13 protein-coding genes are annotated in these 16,308 nt (G+C 39.2%); 4 read left to right on the top strand and 9 right to left on the bottom strand.

The window, feature by feature from the left end:
* Position 1: 1 nt before the first annotated feature.
* From CH377_RS10880 to CH377_RS10865, 4 genes are all read right to left on the bottom strand, one after another.
* Positions 2 to 922, bottom strand: a complete 921-nt coding sequence (locus CH377_RS10880; RefSeq protein ID WP_243402027.1) for a GDSL-type esterase/lipase family protein — start codon at positions 920 to 922, stop codon at positions 2 to 4.
* 257 nt (positions 923 to 1,179) lie between these two features.
* Complete coding sequence (locus CH377_RS10875) at positions 1,180 to 1,527, bottom strand: STAS domain-containing protein (protein ID WP_008588781.1); 348 nt, start codon at positions 1,525 to 1,527, stop codon at positions 1,180 to 1,182.
* Positions 1,520 to 2,422, bottom strand: a complete 903-nt coding sequence (locus CH377_RS10870; protein ID WP_100723816.1) for a diacylglycerol kinase catalytic domain-containing protein — start codon at positions 2,420 to 2,422, stop codon at positions 1,520 to 1,522. The genes CH377_RS10875 and CH377_RS10870 overlap by 8 nt, the downstream gene beginning before the upstream one ends.
* Before the next feature lie 47 nt (positions 2,423 to 2,469).
* Positions 2,470 to 4,851, bottom strand: coding sequence for a SpoIIE family protein phosphatase (locus CH377_RS10865; protein ID WP_100723815.1), 2,382 nt, complete (start codon positions 4,849 to 4,851; stop codon positions 2,470 to 2,472).
* A 372-nt stretch (positions 4,852 to 5,223) separates the two neighbouring features.
* Here CH377_RS10865 and CH377_RS10860 point away from each other — a divergent pair, with 372 nt between their 5' ends.
* Entirely contained in the window at positions 5,224 to 5,703 is a 480-nt protein-coding gene (locus CH377_RS10860) for a hypothetical protein (protein ID WP_100723814.1), read from the top strand.
* 51 nt (positions 5,704 to 5,754) lie between these two features.
* Here the strand turns inward: CH377_RS10860 and CH377_RS10855 are convergent, their stop codons facing one another.
* The 5 genes from CH377_RS10855 to CH377_RS10835 form a co-directional block, all read right to left on the bottom strand.
* On the bottom strand, positions 5,755 to 6,561 hold the full coding sequence (locus tag CH377_RS10855; RefSeq protein ID WP_100723813.1) for an acyl-CoA desaturase: 807 nt from the start codon (positions 6,559 to 6,561) through the stop codon (positions 5,755 to 5,757).
* Between the two features lie 169 nt (positions 6,562 to 6,730).
* Entirely contained in the window at positions 6,731 to 7,963 is a 1,233-nt protein-coding gene (locus CH377_RS10850; protein WP_100723812.1) for an ankyrin repeat domain-containing protein, read from the bottom strand.
* Positions 7,964 to 8,040: 77 nt separating this feature from the next.
* Complete coding sequence (locus tag CH377_RS10845) at positions 8,041 to 9,750, bottom strand: ArnT family glycosyltransferase (protein ID WP_100723811.1); 1,710 nt, start codon at positions 9,748 to 9,750, stop codon at positions 8,041 to 8,043.
* A gap of 48 nt (positions 9,751 to 9,798) precedes the next feature.
* Complete coding sequence (locus CH377_RS10840; RefSeq protein WP_100723810.1) at positions 9,799 to 10,752, bottom strand: P-loop NTPase family protein; 954 nt, start codon at positions 10,750 to 10,752, stop codon at positions 9,799 to 9,801.
* Positions 10,753 to 10,755: 3 nt separating this feature from the next.
* The gene (locus CH377_RS10835) at positions 10,756 to 12,771 is read right to left on the bottom strand and encodes a protein meaA (protein WP_100723809.1); all 2,016 of its coding nucleotides are present in this window, start codon (positions 12,769 to 12,771) and stop codon (positions 10,756 to 10,758) included.
* A gap of 108 nt (positions 12,772 to 12,879) precedes the next feature.
* Here CH377_RS10835 and CH377_RS10830 point away from each other — a divergent pair, with 108 nt between their 5' ends.
* From CH377_RS10830 to CH377_RS10820, 3 genes are all read left to right on the top strand, one after another.
* Complete coding sequence (locus tag CH377_RS10830; protein ID WP_100723808.1) at positions 12,880 to 14,211, top strand: hypothetical protein; 1,332 nt, start codon at positions 12,880 to 12,882, stop codon at positions 14,209 to 14,211.
* Positions 14,208 to 14,888, top strand: coding sequence for a class I SAM-dependent methyltransferase (locus CH377_RS10825; RefSeq protein WP_100723807.1), 681 nt, complete (start codon positions 14,208 to 14,210; stop codon positions 14,886 to 14,888). Before CH377_RS10830 ends, CH377_RS10825 begins: the two co-directional genes overlap by 4 nt.
* Positions 14,889 to 15,114: 226 nt before the next feature.
* On the top strand, positions 15,115 to 16,308 hold the full coding sequence (locus CH377_RS10820; protein ID WP_100723806.1) for a sensor histidine kinase: 1,194 nt from the start codon (positions 15,115 to 15,117) through the stop codon (positions 16,306 to 16,308).

Below are 16,308 nucleotides of genomic sequence, written 5' to 3'. Positions count from 1 at the left end.
ATCAAAACTTTCGCTTAAGTATCCGCTCTAACTTATCTTTAGGAGGAGTCATTTGTTTGGTTTCTTCCTCGGAAGGAGTTAATTGTTTCTCCGCTTTTCCGGTTGTGATGCCGTTGCAAGGATCTTGTTGATTCGCAGGTTGAGCTTTGATTGCTCGAATCCAAGAACACGCGATTTTTAAATACCCTTTCGAGCTAGGATGGATTCCATCAGCAGAGTAATCGGGCCCCGGTTGCAGCGTGTGATGCATGTCTACGAGAGCCATTCTGGCTCGGCTGGATGGAGGAAGATTGTACCAATTATTCACTATGTAGTTATTATATTTAAAAATAACTTTATTAACGGTTTCGCTACCTGCAAGAGGAGGAGCTACCTTAATGATCTGGGCAACGAATATATAGGTTTTCGGATTATTGTTGAGTAAGGCATCTAACATTTTAAACAAATTCTGACCGGTTGTCGTCGCAAGTTGATCAATCTGAGCGTCTGTCGGATTTTGGATTTTTAATATTGGCCACATATCGTTTGTTCCGGCATGAACTAAAGTGATGTCGGAAAAACTAACTCTACCGGCAATCGGTGTAAGGTCTTCCACTGTCCATCCTGGGTAGCCATCGTGGGTCTGGGTGTTTACGAGCCATTGCTGAAAATAAGAGCCCCCACTTTGGTAACCTTCAGTAGTAAATACGAGTCCGTCTCCGTTTAGTGAAAGTAAAGTCAGCCATCCGCGATAACCGCCGCCTTTTATTCCGGGAGGCATACATATGTATTGATAGATTTCATACATTGGGCATTGCCAATCATTCGTAAATCCGATACCGTATGTAATCGAATCGCCGAAAGGTCGAATTAAAACAGGATTTGTTAATTTATAGGGAGCAGGCTGAGCGCCTACTGTCATGGAGTAGAATAGGCAGATCATTATGAACTGCCATGTAAAAAACTTTTTGATTTTCATTATTTATCGAATACACCTTCGTATTTTTGTGCTGCCGCGCATCTGATTGCCTGAAATGGGCGCAATTGGAAGGTAATTTATAATATTATTATTTTCTGTTTGTCAATATATTTTCCGATGCCCGTGTTTCATAACGTGCATATTGGACAATTTTTAGGACATTCCTTGAAAGGGAATTTAGGGTGAATGGGCGAGTTCTCAACTCAAGGAGCAGTCAAGGTTTAGTTTTTAAGGCAAGCAGCGATTGCGTCTTCTTCTTTTTCGAAATGAGCAAAGGGTTTCCAAAGACCTAATAGATTGAAGATCTGAATGACTTTCTCTCCGGCTTCTGTAAGTAGAAGTTTTTTACCTTCTCCAGTAAGCCTGTTCTTTAATTCGAAGATTGCACGAATTCCGGAACTGGAAACATATTTAAGATCGGATAGGTTTAGAACAGTATTGTTTGCATGACTTACATCCAATACTTTTTCCTTAAATAGAGGGAAGGTGGATTCGTCTAGTCGGCCGGAAACCAAATACACTCTGATTTCTTTGCCAGCATCTTGTTCTAGAATTTTCAAACTATCCATGTTTTTGCACCACCACCCGCAATCTTTCCGGAGAAACGGAAAAATCCGCTTTGGCCCCGGGAGGGAAATCGTAAATACGTTCCGCCAAGGAATCGATAGAGATCCCCCCGCGCATTTCGGATATCAGACGGAAAGAATTGCGAACCGTGAAGTGATCCAGCTTGTACTGGAAACTTTCCTTCTTACGCAACTCTCTACAGTACACTTTGAAATAGGGCTCCTGCTTGTCAAAGCTTACGTCTTTATTTTCGCAAGACATAACCCAACCTGTAGAACCCGCTCCGGTATACACCAGAAGGCCCGAACATTTCTGTTCTTCTGAGACTTGCTCGTGAGAGATCAGAAATCTACTCGTTAAATCGGGACTATTATTACGGATAGAGATTTCGCTGATCCCTTGGAATGTTTCAATGGCTTTGCCGTTCGGGTATTCGATCCTAACATTGATCCTGGGCCATTCTTCTATTAATATATTTTCCCAATTATGGGAGACCGCCTTTGAGATATCGGAGGTATGAAAGGATAGAAGGGCACCTACTGAAGTTTCAGGATCCGAATTACAGCCTAGAACTAAATTGTCCAAGGCATGATGCGCAACATAGGTGAAATGATTATCTCCACCTAACGCGATCACCAAATCATAATCCACAATATTGATATTTTCTAATTCTTCTCGAAAGATAAACTTTCCATTCGGGAAAGTAAGTTTTAATTCTTCTCTGCTTTGGACCTGTCTTTGATGGGAATTATAGATCCGAGAGAAGGAATCATTTTGGATTTCTGCTACTCTTTTGAATTCATCCAGAGAGCCGTAACTCTCCAGATCTAATTCGTATTTTGTTCTTTTGATAACTACCAGAACAGATTTGATTTTTTTTCGCATTTCCGCCGACATGGATTACCAATTTGGACGGATCTAGGTCTCCTAGAAAACGAAAAAAATCAAACCAATGCGGGTTCCGAAGAATTATTTGCCTTAGGATCCGAGTCTGCCAGGATCAATTTTAGAACGGATATAGTAGCTCTGAACTTCATTCGATTTCCGGTAAGTCTGTACAGAGCCACCAAATGTTTTAAGTTCCTAATATTTTCAGGTTCTCTTGATCTGAGTTTTTCCGCAAATTCCAAAGACTTCCAATAATCCTTAGTTTTTCTAAGGCAATAGGAAAGATAGAAGATATACTCGTTGTCGAATGGGATCTTGGAAAGATAGGCTTCCGTATATTTTGCCCCTTCTTCGAATTCTTTTGCATTGATACAGATTCTTGCCATTTGTTTATAAAGAGCAGGATCAGAATCATCTATCGCTAATGCTTGAACAAAAACTTCCTTGGTTTTTTCGGTATTTCCTTTTTTATATTCTTTGATACCGATCTGAAGTAGTCTGTTGTATTCTTCCGAAATTGCTTTTGTGCGAGAAGAAGAAACTTCTGCTTCCTTATAACCTATACTCAAAAGACTTAGATCGTCCGAAATTTCTCCTGCGGCACTGATCAATCTTTCTAGATCTTCCAGATTTCCGCCGGAAAGTTCTACAAATCTTAAGAATAAGTTCTCATCCTCGTTCATTACAGGCTCGGGAGAATTCGGGTCATAAAGAAGAATATCATCTCTTCCGTCGGATCCTAAGAAGATCTTATCCCCAGCTTCCAATTTATCAACTCTTACCAAAGGTTCAGTTGTATTTTCCGAAAAACCAAGTTTGCGAATAGGGAAGTCGGAATCCAAGAAGCCTGCTTTTGCATCCCTATATAATACCATATTAGGATGTTCTGCATTAATAGAATATAAAGCTCCCGTTTCTTCATCCAGAAGGCAGAGTAATGCGGAGACGAGCATAGTACCGTCGAATGTAACGAATACGTTTTGTAATTCCGTATAACAGTCTTTCAGCCATTTTTCAGGAGTTTTTTTCTGGTTACTTCTGGAGAGTTGGGTTCTTGTTACGATTGCCTTGAATACCGTTCCCATTACGAGTGCGCCACCGGCTCCTTGTATGGATTTACCCATTGCATCCGAGTTCATGATGCTCAGATATTTTTTGCCGTATAATGTGATCTCGCTGATGGAAACTAAATCTCCACCGATATCCGCTTCTCTTTTTCTGAATACGAAAGTTTTCTTTTGTCTTAAGATACCGCTGATCTTAGTATTTGAACTTTCATACTTAGTAGTGGCAAGAGGGCGAAGTAATAGGGAAGTCAGATAATAATCCCCGTCTTGTTTTTCTTTTAACGCGCGAAGATCATCCAGAGTTTCCTGTAATTCTTTGGTCTTCTCTTCCACCTTCTTTTCCAAGAACATTTGGTGGTCCAAAAGGTCCTTCTTCATTTCGATGAAAACTTCCGCCATTTCTCCCAATTCGTCGGAACGATTTAAGTCCACAATTTTGGATTCGTCCTCATTTGGGTTCTGCATTGCGAAGTTAAGCGCCTTAACAGCGTCTATAATATCTCTGGAGAATCTATAAGATGCGAATAAAATACCGCCGAAAACTGCAAGAGCGATCAACCCGCAATACAACCAAAGGTTTCTAGTAGATTCGTAAAGTTCAGTTTCATCTATCAAAAGAACAAAATCTAATTTAAGATTACTTAATCCTTGGTTTTCATAAGGGACTTGAGTGAGATAATAATGTCTTCCTTCCAAAGTGAATCTGGAAATCCCTGATAGATCCTTCGGTTTTCTATCTCCTAAATATTTGGAGATTGTAACGTCCGAAAATGAGATCAGTTTTTCTTTTTCATAAATGGCAAGATGAACATCTTCGGAACCTGTGATAGTTTGGATAAACTTATCATCCACCACCTGGCCGACCATCATGATCCCGCCGTTTTTGAGCGGGGCAGTGACCCTAAGACCAAGGCCGCTATGACCGATCTCTAAGGTAGAAGCAATTCTACCTTGCAGTGCTTCTTGTACGATCTTCTGCCCTGACTTATCATCTCCATAATCCGCCGGTCTATGGAATCTAAAATAAACATGTCCTGTCTTATCGTGGATCTCGAAGATGGAAAGACCATACTGGGACATGATCCCTTTGATATATTCCAGGTTGGCTTGAAGAATCCCTCTGTTCCCCAAACCGTTTTCTAAAATAGAAAGAGTCTTTTGGTTTCTTTCTATTTCTTTGAGAAGAAGTCGGATGACTTCTTCCTTATGTTTGAGTTCCTTCCTGAACTCAAGTGAGCGGTCTAATGCTCGTTTGTCCTGAGGTTCATTTTTAACTTGGTCAATCATTTGGATGAATGTGATTGCCAGAATAAGTACTAACAGAAGCTGACTTGCTCCCAGAATGAGAAAAATTTTTTGTCTAAAACTCATAAATTGTTCCGGAAATGGAATCTCCCTAGATCGGGAAGGCGCGCTTTGTATTTTTAGCCTTTTTCTCTTTTTAAAAAAGAGACCCAAAACTTACACTGGGAAGATCCCATTCGTACTAAGGTTTCGTGAAATTCAGGTTACAAAAATATCCGCCTAATTGTGAAAAGGCGCTGAGTTTAGAGGGGCACAGGGGTCTTTTCGCACAGAGGCACAAAGTCACGAAAGGGTTAAATATATTTAAAATGAACCTACAAAGCATAAAAATTTCTCTCTGTGCCTTCGTGTCTCTGTGTGACCAAATCTCTCTATCTCTCTCAAACTCTGTGCCTCTATAAACTTGACCAGAATACGGTCGGTGGAGACCCTAACAAGATGGAAGATCAGGAACCTAAAAAACAGGGATTTCCGTTTCACCCTCTGGAGGACTTCGTATTAGGAGAGGTCCTTGGTCGGACCTTAATCAAATTAGGACATTCTAAAGAAGAAGTGGATAAGGCGATTTTATCTCATCTGCCTGCCGGACAGTTAGAATTCCTTTTTACTCCGAACGCAAAGAAACAACTTCTATTACAAAGTATGCCGGTAGAACTCAGAAGTTTTCTGGAAGCGGGAAAAGAAAAAGAAGTTTTAGACATCTTCCGTAAAACAATTCAGGTAGAAGGTAGACTGGACCTGGCATTGGAACTTTTGGAGTGGATCTGTACCGGATTCGAAAAGGAAGAATTAGTCCGTTCCTTATTCCAATTGGTATTGAACGGCAAAATAGAATTAAGCCCGGAATTTTATCCTCTCTTAATGGAAGAATATGACAAAGAGATGAGAGGTGACTTGGACAGGATCCGAGAAGAATAAAAAAGCCGCCTGTTTCCAAGCGGCTTACAAAACTCACTAAGTTAAAAAATCTTAAGCTACATCAGCCAAAGGAGAAGGTGCCGTACCAGAAAGTTCTTTTCTTCCTTTCTCGGTCCACACAGCTCTCTGGATGGTGATGATTCCCATAAAATGTAGTACCTTCATCATTTGGTAAGTAAGGTCCAACTCGAACCAACGGAACGCGAAGTTTGGAGAGTTCGGGTGAGCATGGTGATTGTTTTGATACAATTCTCCCATGATCAAGAAGTCCACGGGAAGGGTGTTTTTGGAATTGTCCGGATTTTTTGCGTGGTTGCGGTAACCATACATATGTCCACACCAGTTTACAACTGCGCCATGAGTTGGTCCCATTAGATAATGGATCGGTAATAAAGCATATAACCAAACTGCATCTGCAGGAACGAAAGCCATATAGAAGAGAGTATAGCCGGTTCCGAAGAATAAACGAATATACCAAGAGTCTGCAAAACGATCGAACCAAGGGATTTCCGGATAATTTCCTCTGAAATCCTTCTCCACTTCTTCTTTACGATCTAAAATATTTTCGTAAACGACTGCGGTGGTCCACATCATATCCAAAAATCCTTTAGAAGCTACAGGAGAATGAGGATCTTTTTCGGTGTCGCTGTATGCATGGTGTCTTCTGTGAAGGATTGCATAAGCTCTCGGATTAAGGAAAGAAGAACCTTGCACAACAAAAGTAAAGAAATAGAAGAACTTTTCCCAGAAACGATTCAGTTTGAACATCTGGTGAGCAGAATAACGATGTAAGTAGAACGATTGAACGAAAGCGGCTAAAATCCAGTGTGCCGCAAAAAAACTTAGAATGATTGCCATGGAGGGCTCCCTTTTTTTCTAAATGATACGAGTCAATTTGGGAGGGTAGGTTGCAAAAAATGTGAGGGGGGATTTGAGATTTGGTGGCTATTATGGTCACATTAGAAGGGACTCCCCCGCAAAAATGGCAGATTTTTGCAGGGACCCGGCTATTATAATGTAGGCAGATCTACTTTTTCAAATTCGGAATATTCGGTTTCTTAAATGCGGCTCTACTTCTGGTTCCGCCTTCTTTTTCTAAAAACTCCGCAATCTCTTTACGCTCATAAGCAAGAGCCATGGATAGAGGAGTATAACCTTCTGCCTGAGCATTGATGGATGCTTTTTTACGAACGAGTTCCTTCACTACATTCGGAAGATCGAATACGATAGCAAGATGGATAGGTTTCCAGCCTAAATAATCCGCATTTGGATCCGCACCTTTTTCGAGAGACTCCAAGGATTTATTCTCATTCTTATCATACAGGCTTGAGATCAAAATACGATTTTGTTTTAGTCTCTCTTCTTCCGTAATTTTAGTTTCGGTATCAGTGTTTGAATTTTCGGATCTTAAAACATTGGAAGGATCTCCTGCAAATGCGTAATCATAAACAGGTTTAGAACTAGGAGGTTTAGTATGATAATATAAAGAAGCTCCGGAAGAACGAGGATGAGAAATTTTAGTTACTTCTTGAGGATTTGTTTGGCTGAAATAAACATCCCCATAGTTTTTATTCGTAAATAATAATGCTAAAATTGTCTGAGCCGTCCAAGGAGCCCAGGTAGCGTAATATCCTTTGAATCCTGTTTCTAAAAAAGGAGAAGAATACATGGAGATCCTTTTTTTAGTTTCTTCGTCCCGGATCACGCCCATATCGTAGGCCATATTTCCGGCAGTAAAACAAGCTCCTAAAAATAGGACGATTGCGCCTGGTGCAGGTTTAAGTTCCGAAGAAATTTGTTCGTTGGAAACGAATTCTTTTCCTAAATAAAATCCACCCACTGATCTTTGGTCATAAGGAGGTTGGTCCAAATTGGTTCCGACACCATGCCCGGCGTATAAAACTATATTCGCATTTTGTGATGCTTCTTTAATTCCGGACCAAGGATTATTAGGCGGATAGAACTCGCTTACGGAAACACCTCTATCTTTTAAAACTTTTACAAGTCCTTTGATATTATTTACGTATTCTCTGGTTTTTGGGCCTTCATTCCCATCCACTTCTCCGACTATGGCTACAGCTTTTAAACCTGAACCCGAAATAGTAGGGGAGGGGAGTTCCGCTCTTTTTTTGATCCCGGAAAAATTTTCACCGATTGCTGTTTTTGGATGGGCCTGTTGTGCTGCAAGAGGTTGTAGATTGAAAGAAAATAGTAAAAGGACTGAACATCTTAGCAGATAGGATTTATCAATAAATTTCATCCGCAAAACCCTATATGGATTTTAGCGGATGTCAAGACAGAAGTAGTAAATATTAGAATGAAAATTATAGAATGAATTTAATCTAAAATACGGATTGCGGGCAAATTACCAATTTTAAATCTTTCTTTTTCATTTTTGGAAATGAATGTTTCTAAACGATCTAAAACTTTCAAGTTACACATTTCCGAAAAATTCTCCATTTCACCTTCGAAAACTATATATTTGATCTTATGTTTTAAGATGTTTTCAATGATCCTGGATTGAAATATTTCATGATGTTCTTTAAATTTATCAGAAGGGATCGTGAGGTCGGTGTGAAACCAAAGAGCGGGAAAGAAGGATTGTTTTCCTGATAAACCTAAGAGGATAGTCATATCACCCAGATATAAAATATTGTCCGGATTTTTTTGGGAAAAATTTAAAAAAGAATTATAGTCGGAGTACGAGATTTTTTTCTCATAGATGGCCGGCAATTTCCATTTAAGATCGAAATATCCCAGCGAGATCTTTGTCTCCGAATGCTCGTACATCATATCATTTGCCATACGAGTACGATTCACATTGGTATGGAATTCACGAGCTATTAAAAAGGCTAAAATCAGGAATATAAAATAGAACGGATACTTTGTAGTATTTGTATTCGCCAAACAAATGAATGCAAAGAAAAAGAAAAATTGGATAAATCCGATTTGTGGCTGGTTTTTACTGACCGTCGAATAGAAAACTGCAGAAAAAAAGAACAAACCTCCTAAAAGGATTTGGGATAAATATTTTTTCCTATTTATTTGCTCATTTTGTTCGTTTCTTACCTTCCAAGTCGTATAAAGAATTACACATAAGGAAATTATTAGAAGGTAAAACAATTTTACTGAATATTTAGAAGGATCGAAGATTAAAATATAATCGAACAGAAACTTTAATATAAAAAGTAAAGAACCTATACTCGCGCTTCCATTTGGTTGAGAAAGCGCCTGTATCCCCGAAAATCTATCTTGGCCTGTACCTAAAGTGATTTGGAATAAATAGAAGAACTCTTCTCTCCAATCTATTCCAAAAATTAAGTTTATTAGAAGAACAAATAAAGAAATACCAATGATTGTCACTATGCTATAAAGTAAGAATTTTTTAATATCCTTCCTTTGTAAGCGGATCATTAATACGGGGATGCCGAATATAAGCAATGCGGCGGGTATTTGTTTGCTTAAAAACCCTAAAAAGAATGAAACAAAAATCGCTACGATGTAGATCAATCTAACGTTTTGTACAGCTAAACTTGTTAGAAATAATGCTAATACTGAAAAGAAAAAAGAATGCGTTTCAATAAACGGAAAACCGACAGGTGGGTAAAATAGAATAACGGATAAAAAAGCAAGTAGAGTTGATAATAATACATTACCTCCTTCTTTCCGGAACCAGATATAAGAAATCGCTCCTAATAATCCGTTAAATAACGAAGAGTGAATTAAATAAGAAATCCAATTCACTCCGAAAATCGAGAAAAGGAAAGCTTGGATTAACGAAGGTGTTGTTCCGGCAGGAGCGGAAAAGTCTTTGAAGGGTATTTGCCCGTTCAATATTCTCCACCCGCCATCGAATACGATGGAACCGTCTAAAGGTTGAAATCCGATCAAAGCAAAATATAAATTATAAAAAAAACCAAATATAAGAATAGAAGATGGAATAAGTATATTTGAAAAGGAAGGGTTCCAGGATTCGATAGTTGTATTTGTTCGAATCAATTTCTCTTTTAGAAAATCGATTCGGCTTTGTGCCCAAGAACTTGTCATTTACACTTTTCCTTTGAAATAATCGTATTATCCGGAGGATTGAGAGAATTATTTATATTTTTTTTCGATTTCAGTTTTCGCGTATGTTTCAACTTCTTCGAAAGATCCTTTTGGATTAAAATGAGTTTGGGCTAGGATATTCAGTCCGAAATTCCCATACTCAGTTTTGATCCATTTCTCGATCTGGATCTTGGTTTCCACAGATCTTTTCGTATTAGGTTTACTTTTCAAAACAAAATCTAATAGTTCTTGGATCCCTTTTTTAGTTTTTACACTGGTTAGGAAAATGGGGGGGATACTTCCTCCAGGGACAATGTCTCTCAAAAACTCGAGAGTAGTGGAAAGAGTATGATAACTTGCCCTGGCAAGATTTTCTTCATCACATTTGTTTAATATGAATGCGTCAGGGACTTCCATGATCCCACTTTTCATAAATTGGATCTGGTCTCCGCCTAAAGGAACCATGACTAGAAAGGAAAGATCCGCCAGTTTAGAAACTTCTATCTCGTTTTGGCCGATCCCGACTGTTTCCACAAATATAAGATCGAAAAAGCAGCGTAGTAGTCGGATTACGTGATAAGTGTAAGGATTCAACCCTCCCAATTCTAATTGGCTAGGCTGGGATCTGAAAAAAATCCTCTTCTCTCTTACCGGTAGAGAAAGTCTGGTCCTATCTCCAAGTAAAGATCCTCCGCTGATATGACTGGAAGGATCTATGGCAACTACTGCCATTTTTTTGTCTGGGACTGTTTGTAAGAAGTTTGTGGAGATCTCTCCTAAGAGAGAGGATTTTCCTGCTCCAGGAGTTCCAGTAAATCCGATGGTGACTGATTTGTCTCCATTAAAGCCGGCGTTTTCTAATTCTTTGAATAGAACTTTACGAAATTCGAATGAATCCGGTCTTTCCAATTCGCTGATCAGCTTCGCAAGAGGATATTTTTCCCCTTGGGAAGCTTCTTGGATCAGTTCTTTGAGTTCCTTTTCTGCAAACCGTACGGTCATGCCTTAAACGGAAGCTGGGATCTTTGCGGATACGATGTCTATGATTCGGTCCATTACATCCATTAGATCATAATCTTTAGGTGTGAAGATAGCTTTCACTCCGATAGAATGTAGTTTTTCGAAATCCGGTTGAGGGATAATTCCTCCAAAGACCACAGGTATATCCGCTTTATAATGTTTTAATTCCGCGAATATTTGCTCTGCAAGTTCCACATGGGATCCGGAAAGTATGGATACTCCGATCACATTTGCGTTTTCTTCTACGGCAGATTGTACGATTTCTTCCGGAGTAAGTCTGATCCCAGAATAGATCACATCGAATCCGGCGTGTTTTGCGGAAACTGCGATCATCTCCGCGCCGTTTGAATGACCGTCTAACCCAGGTTTACCGACTACTATCTTAGGTCTCGCACCAGTTGCTTTTTGGAATTTCTCTACTTTGTTTCTGACATTAGCTACTTTGTCAGATTCCAAATTGAGTTTTTGTCCTTCTACTCCGGTGGATGGACGATATTCTCCGAATATTTTTCTGAGTGTATCTGCCCATTCTCCTGTAGTCACAAGAGCCTTAGCACATTCTACGGAAGCGAACATCAGGTTTTTTCCGTTTTTAGCGTCGTCTTCTAGTCTTGCTAAAGTTTCTGCTACCTTCTTCGCATCTCTTCTTGATTTTACATCAGAGAGTACTTTAAGAGTTTGCTCTGCAGATTTGGGATCTACTTTGAAAATCCCTCCGTCAGGATCGTTGGTAAGAGGGGAGGGGATCCCATCTTTCCATTTATTTTTTCCTACGATGATTAGTTCGTCGTTATTGATCTTAGCGAGTCTTTCTGCTTGGGATTTTACGAGTTGGGCTTTCATATAACCGTTCTCGATCGCTTTAATAGCTCCACCCATTTCTTTGATCTTTTGGATCTCTTTGTTTGCGTTTTCGATCAGATCTTTTACTTTACTTTCTACAACTCTGGAACCTTCGAATAGGTCCGGATATTCGAGTAAATCCGTTTCGTAAGCGAGAACTTGTTGTAAACGAAGTGACCATTGTTGGTCCCAAGGGCGAGGAAGTGAAAGTGCTTCGTTCCAAGCCGGAAGTTGGAGAGCTCTACATCTTGCATCTCTACTTAAGGTAACTCCTAAAGCTTCGATCAAAATTCTCCATGCGTTGTTTTCAGGTTGCTCTTCCGTTAGTCCGAGGGAATTTACTTGGACTCCGTAACGGAAACGACGATATTTTTCGTTTTTAACTTGATAGATCCCTACAGTTATCTCTTCCCACATATCGGAGAAGGCGCGCATCTTACACATTTCTTCGATGAATCTGATACCTGCATTTACAAAGAAGGAGATCCTACCAACGCATTGTTCGAATTCTTCGTGAGTGAAACAGTTTCTTTCCTTCACTGCATCTAAGATGGCCATTCCTGTTGCGAGTGCGAACGCCAACTCTTGTACAGGAGTTGCTCCTGCTTCTTGCAAATGGTAAGAACAAATATTGGATGGGTTCCATTTCGGAATTCTTTTCAAACAATATTCATACATATCCACGATGATTCTGATGGAATGTTCAGGTGGGAAAATATAAGTCCCGCGAGCCAGGTATTCTTTGATTATGTCGTTTTGAGTGGTTCCCTGGAGTTTAGAAACATCTTCTCCTCTTTCTTCCGCCAAAGCCACGTATAGCGAAAGTAACCACATGGAAGTACCATTGATGGTCATGGAAGTGTTCATTTCTTCGATTGGGATCTGATCGAAAAGGATCCGGAAGTCCTCGAGAGTGTTGATTGGAACTCCTACTTTTCCGATTTCCGGCCTTGCAATAGCATGATCTGAGCTATAACCGCATTGTGTGGGAAGATCAAAGGCGATGGAAAGGCCCGTTTGACCCTTTGCCAGGTTTTTTCTAAAGAGTTCGTTGGACTCCTTTGCGTTTGTATGACCCGCGTAAGTTCTAAAAATCCAAGCCGGCTCTTTGCTAGGATTTCCGGTCTTATCGTAAAGGATATGGTCTTTTTTTTCCATCTTCTTGCCCTCGGAATATGCCTCTTAGTTTAGTTCAAAATGTGTTGGTATAATTTCACCTAAATTTTTAACGTAGCTCCGAAATCCGTAGGAGAAGAATTCCGCCGCATGGACTTGGAAAGAAACAGAAAAGCAAACCCCGCGCTCATTTCACTCTCGACTCTGTTTCTCACCGGTCTACTGACCCTTCTCTATTCTTGGCATGGTGACCCGTCCAACGGAGAAAGTTTCCGGACACTGGCAGAATTACGCTCTCTTTCGGAAGACGGAAAATTTTTCTCCTTTCGCGAACCTTTTCCATTTTTGCTTTTATCCTTTTGGAAATCGATCTTCGGTTTGAATTATATACCTGCTTATCTCTCTTTCGGAGCATTTTTCCTGAGTTTAGGGATCCATCTTTGCGCTTACATAATGGAAAGAGAGACTTGGAAACTGAATCATTATCTGTTCTGTTATTTAGCTGCGATCAATCCTTTCTCTTATTTAGTTCCTCTGAATATGTTGGGAGAGTTAGTTAGCTTTTCGTTTTTATTAGTTCTATTTCTTTCCTTCCGAATGGAAACAGTAGTGGATCTTTTGATCTTAGTTTCCTGTACAGTGCTTGGGTTTTTCTCTCATTTTACTTTTTTCCTGATCGGATTTACGATCTTCGTGATCAAGGCAGGAACTGTAGGTATTAGAGAGAAGAAGAAGCAACAATCCGTATTTTTCAAAAGAAGGAATCTACCTAAACTTTTTCTATTCGGCTATCTTTCCGTTCTTGTACTCGGAATTATCCTATTAGGAAATCTTAATTTTTACGGGGCTCATTCTTTTGGATTTATGGGCCAAGCGGTTTGGAAATATCTTTTAGGTTTTGGATCTTTCATTTTAATTCTGTTTGTAGCTAATTTTTTACTTCGTTCCGAAAAAGAATTAAATTCACTTCCTGCTTCTATCGGAATATTTGCTTTGATCGCTATCTCCGGATATTTTACGATTCGCCCTATTTTAGGAGTGGATAAAATAAAGTTAAACTCTCTTGCTAAAGACGTAACATCTTTAAAAGGAAGATTGATCGTAGATCAGGATGAAAGGATATATGTTTCTCCTGAAACTTCCGCTTATTTGTATTTTATCTCTAAACAAAAGACTCACTTCACTTCTTATCCTGAAATAAGAGAAAAAGATTATATTCTTTTATCTGAAGTTTGGGCAGTTGACAGGAAACTTTTACAAAGAGAAGTAAAAGCGAAGAATACTCCTTATCTATTTTTATCCGGAGAAAGAGTACTGATCAATGGATTCCTATGGAAAAGAATACAGACTGATCCTAGTTTAAAAACTTTAAAAGCCAGATCTATAGAAGCTAAATCGGAACTTTCCGATCAAAAAGGTTATGATGACCTGAAAGCATTCTTCATATCTTGGCTTTCTTCCTCCAAGGCCCCTGATGTATGAGTAAAAAACCGCAAGACTCCGATTATATCGCTTACGGAGCTAACGGTCTACCATTCGAAACTTCCTACTGGGATGAGATTTATGGAAGCGGGAAGGATGTAGATGCTTCTTTCAACGCGAAAGAACATGCAAAATACATAAAATCCGTTTTTGATCTGATGCAGGTCCATCCTAGAAGTATCGCCGACTTCGGTTTTGGGAAGGCGCTTCTCCTAAAAGAATTCGTAAAAATATTCCAACCGAATCGTGTATTTGCTGTAGATCCTTCCGAAGAAATGATAGATGCGATTGCAAAACAGAAATGGATCCGTTCTTATAATCTTTCTTTTTTGCATTCTACTATCCAGGACCTGGAGTTGAAACATATCCAACTCCCTCCATTTACCCTTGGTATTTGTAATTCAGTGGTTCAGTATATAGAAGATAAACATCTGCCTAAGGTTTTTGAAAAACTACATAAGATCGTAAACTATCTCTATTTTACGGTTCCTACCAAAAACGATTACACAAGAATGAAAAAAGAGATCTACTTTACGGATCCTTATGCCCATCAAAGAACCAAAAAGTATTATGAAAAACTAATTCGCCCTTATTTTAGAAGAGTTGCATTCAATCTTTTGGAGAGCAGGATCACGAAAGAAAGCCCGTTTTGCGACGAACTGTTTGTGGATGATTAAGGTAAAATATTAAGTTTCGATCATATACGTCTCTTTTGAAAGAAGTGCACTTGCGCTCCCTGTGAGTATCCGAAGCGGAAAACCATTGAAGTGTAACTTAAGTGCTAAGCCAAAAATTGGATTATATGTCACTAAAAGGCCGATAAAGCCAAATATTCGAATAGAGTTTTATTCTCCGATCGATACCATGTGCCAAACGATGTCTGTAATTTAGCCTGAAGCGAATATGGAAATTGTGAAAGAAAAGGAAATAGATAGATTTGCAAGGGAAGAGTTCTATTCCCAAAATTATAGGATAGCCTCATATTTTTTCGGGATAGTTTGTGCGATCACCATCTGGGGAGCTATCCTAGAATACCTTCGATCCAATTTTCTATTACTTAACTTGGATCTGATCTCCGCCTTTATTTGTTTGTTTAGTCTGGGAGTGATACGATTTTACTCCGAAAATTATTTCAGAAAGAACTTAATCGTATTCGGTGGACTTTTCATTTTATTAGTTTTGGAAGTAGAGACACAGTTCCACGATAACGAATATTATTTTTACGATAATAATATGTGGATCACCAACCAAGTGATCCTCTTTTTGGTGAGCCTGTTCTTTAACGGAAGGCCAATCTTCTATACGATCTATTCTTTTTCAGTCGTAACATTTTATATTCTTAGGATCTTTCCGGAAGGAAGCGGATATTTTTCCGACAGGACTTTGTGGGTGCAGCTCAGCAATATGAGCGCTCTCCAATTGTTTATTTGTTTATGTAATACCTGGTGGTACGGATATAGAATTGAACATCTAAAGAAGACCAAAAAACTTCAAGAAAGATTGTACGACGAAAGAGAAGCAATCACTAGAGACCTTCATGATTATCTTGGAGCAAAAGTAACCGATCTAAATCTTTTAGTTCGCTCCATCCAGGGTTATAAAAATGGAGATACGGACGCACTTCTTCAGCTAGAAAAATTATCCGAGGATATTTTTAAAGGGATCAGAGAGATCACTGCAAGTATCGCAGACGTTAAGCTGATCTCAGAAGATATCTGGAGTGGCATAAGGGTATTATTATTGAGAAGGTATGGAAACGCCGGAAGAAAAGTTAGATTTACTCGAGAAGGAGAAGAAGATTTTAATATAGATACTGAAAAGGCGGAACAAATTTTAGGAATAGTAACGGAGATATGTTCCAACGATCTAAAATACGGCTCTGGGACTTCTCATTGGATCTTTTCTCCCGGAAAAGATTCTATAGAGATATCAATTCGAACCCGCACAAATTTTCAAGAGATGAGGATTGGCTCCAAGGGAAATAAAACCATCCAATTCAGGACCTCCGTTATCAACGGAGAATGGAAAGAAAATCTAGAAAATCGGGATTTTAAAGGACTTCTGGAGATTCCGATCCGTCAATTACGGAGAATTTGA

Source organism: Leptospira haakeii (assembly GCF_002812045.1).
GTDB classification, from domain to species: domain Bacteria; phylum Spirochaetota; class Leptospiria; order Leptospirales; family Leptospiraceae; genus Leptospira_B; species Leptospira_B haakeii.
This window is presented reverse-complemented; position numbering and strand designations above follow the sequence as displayed.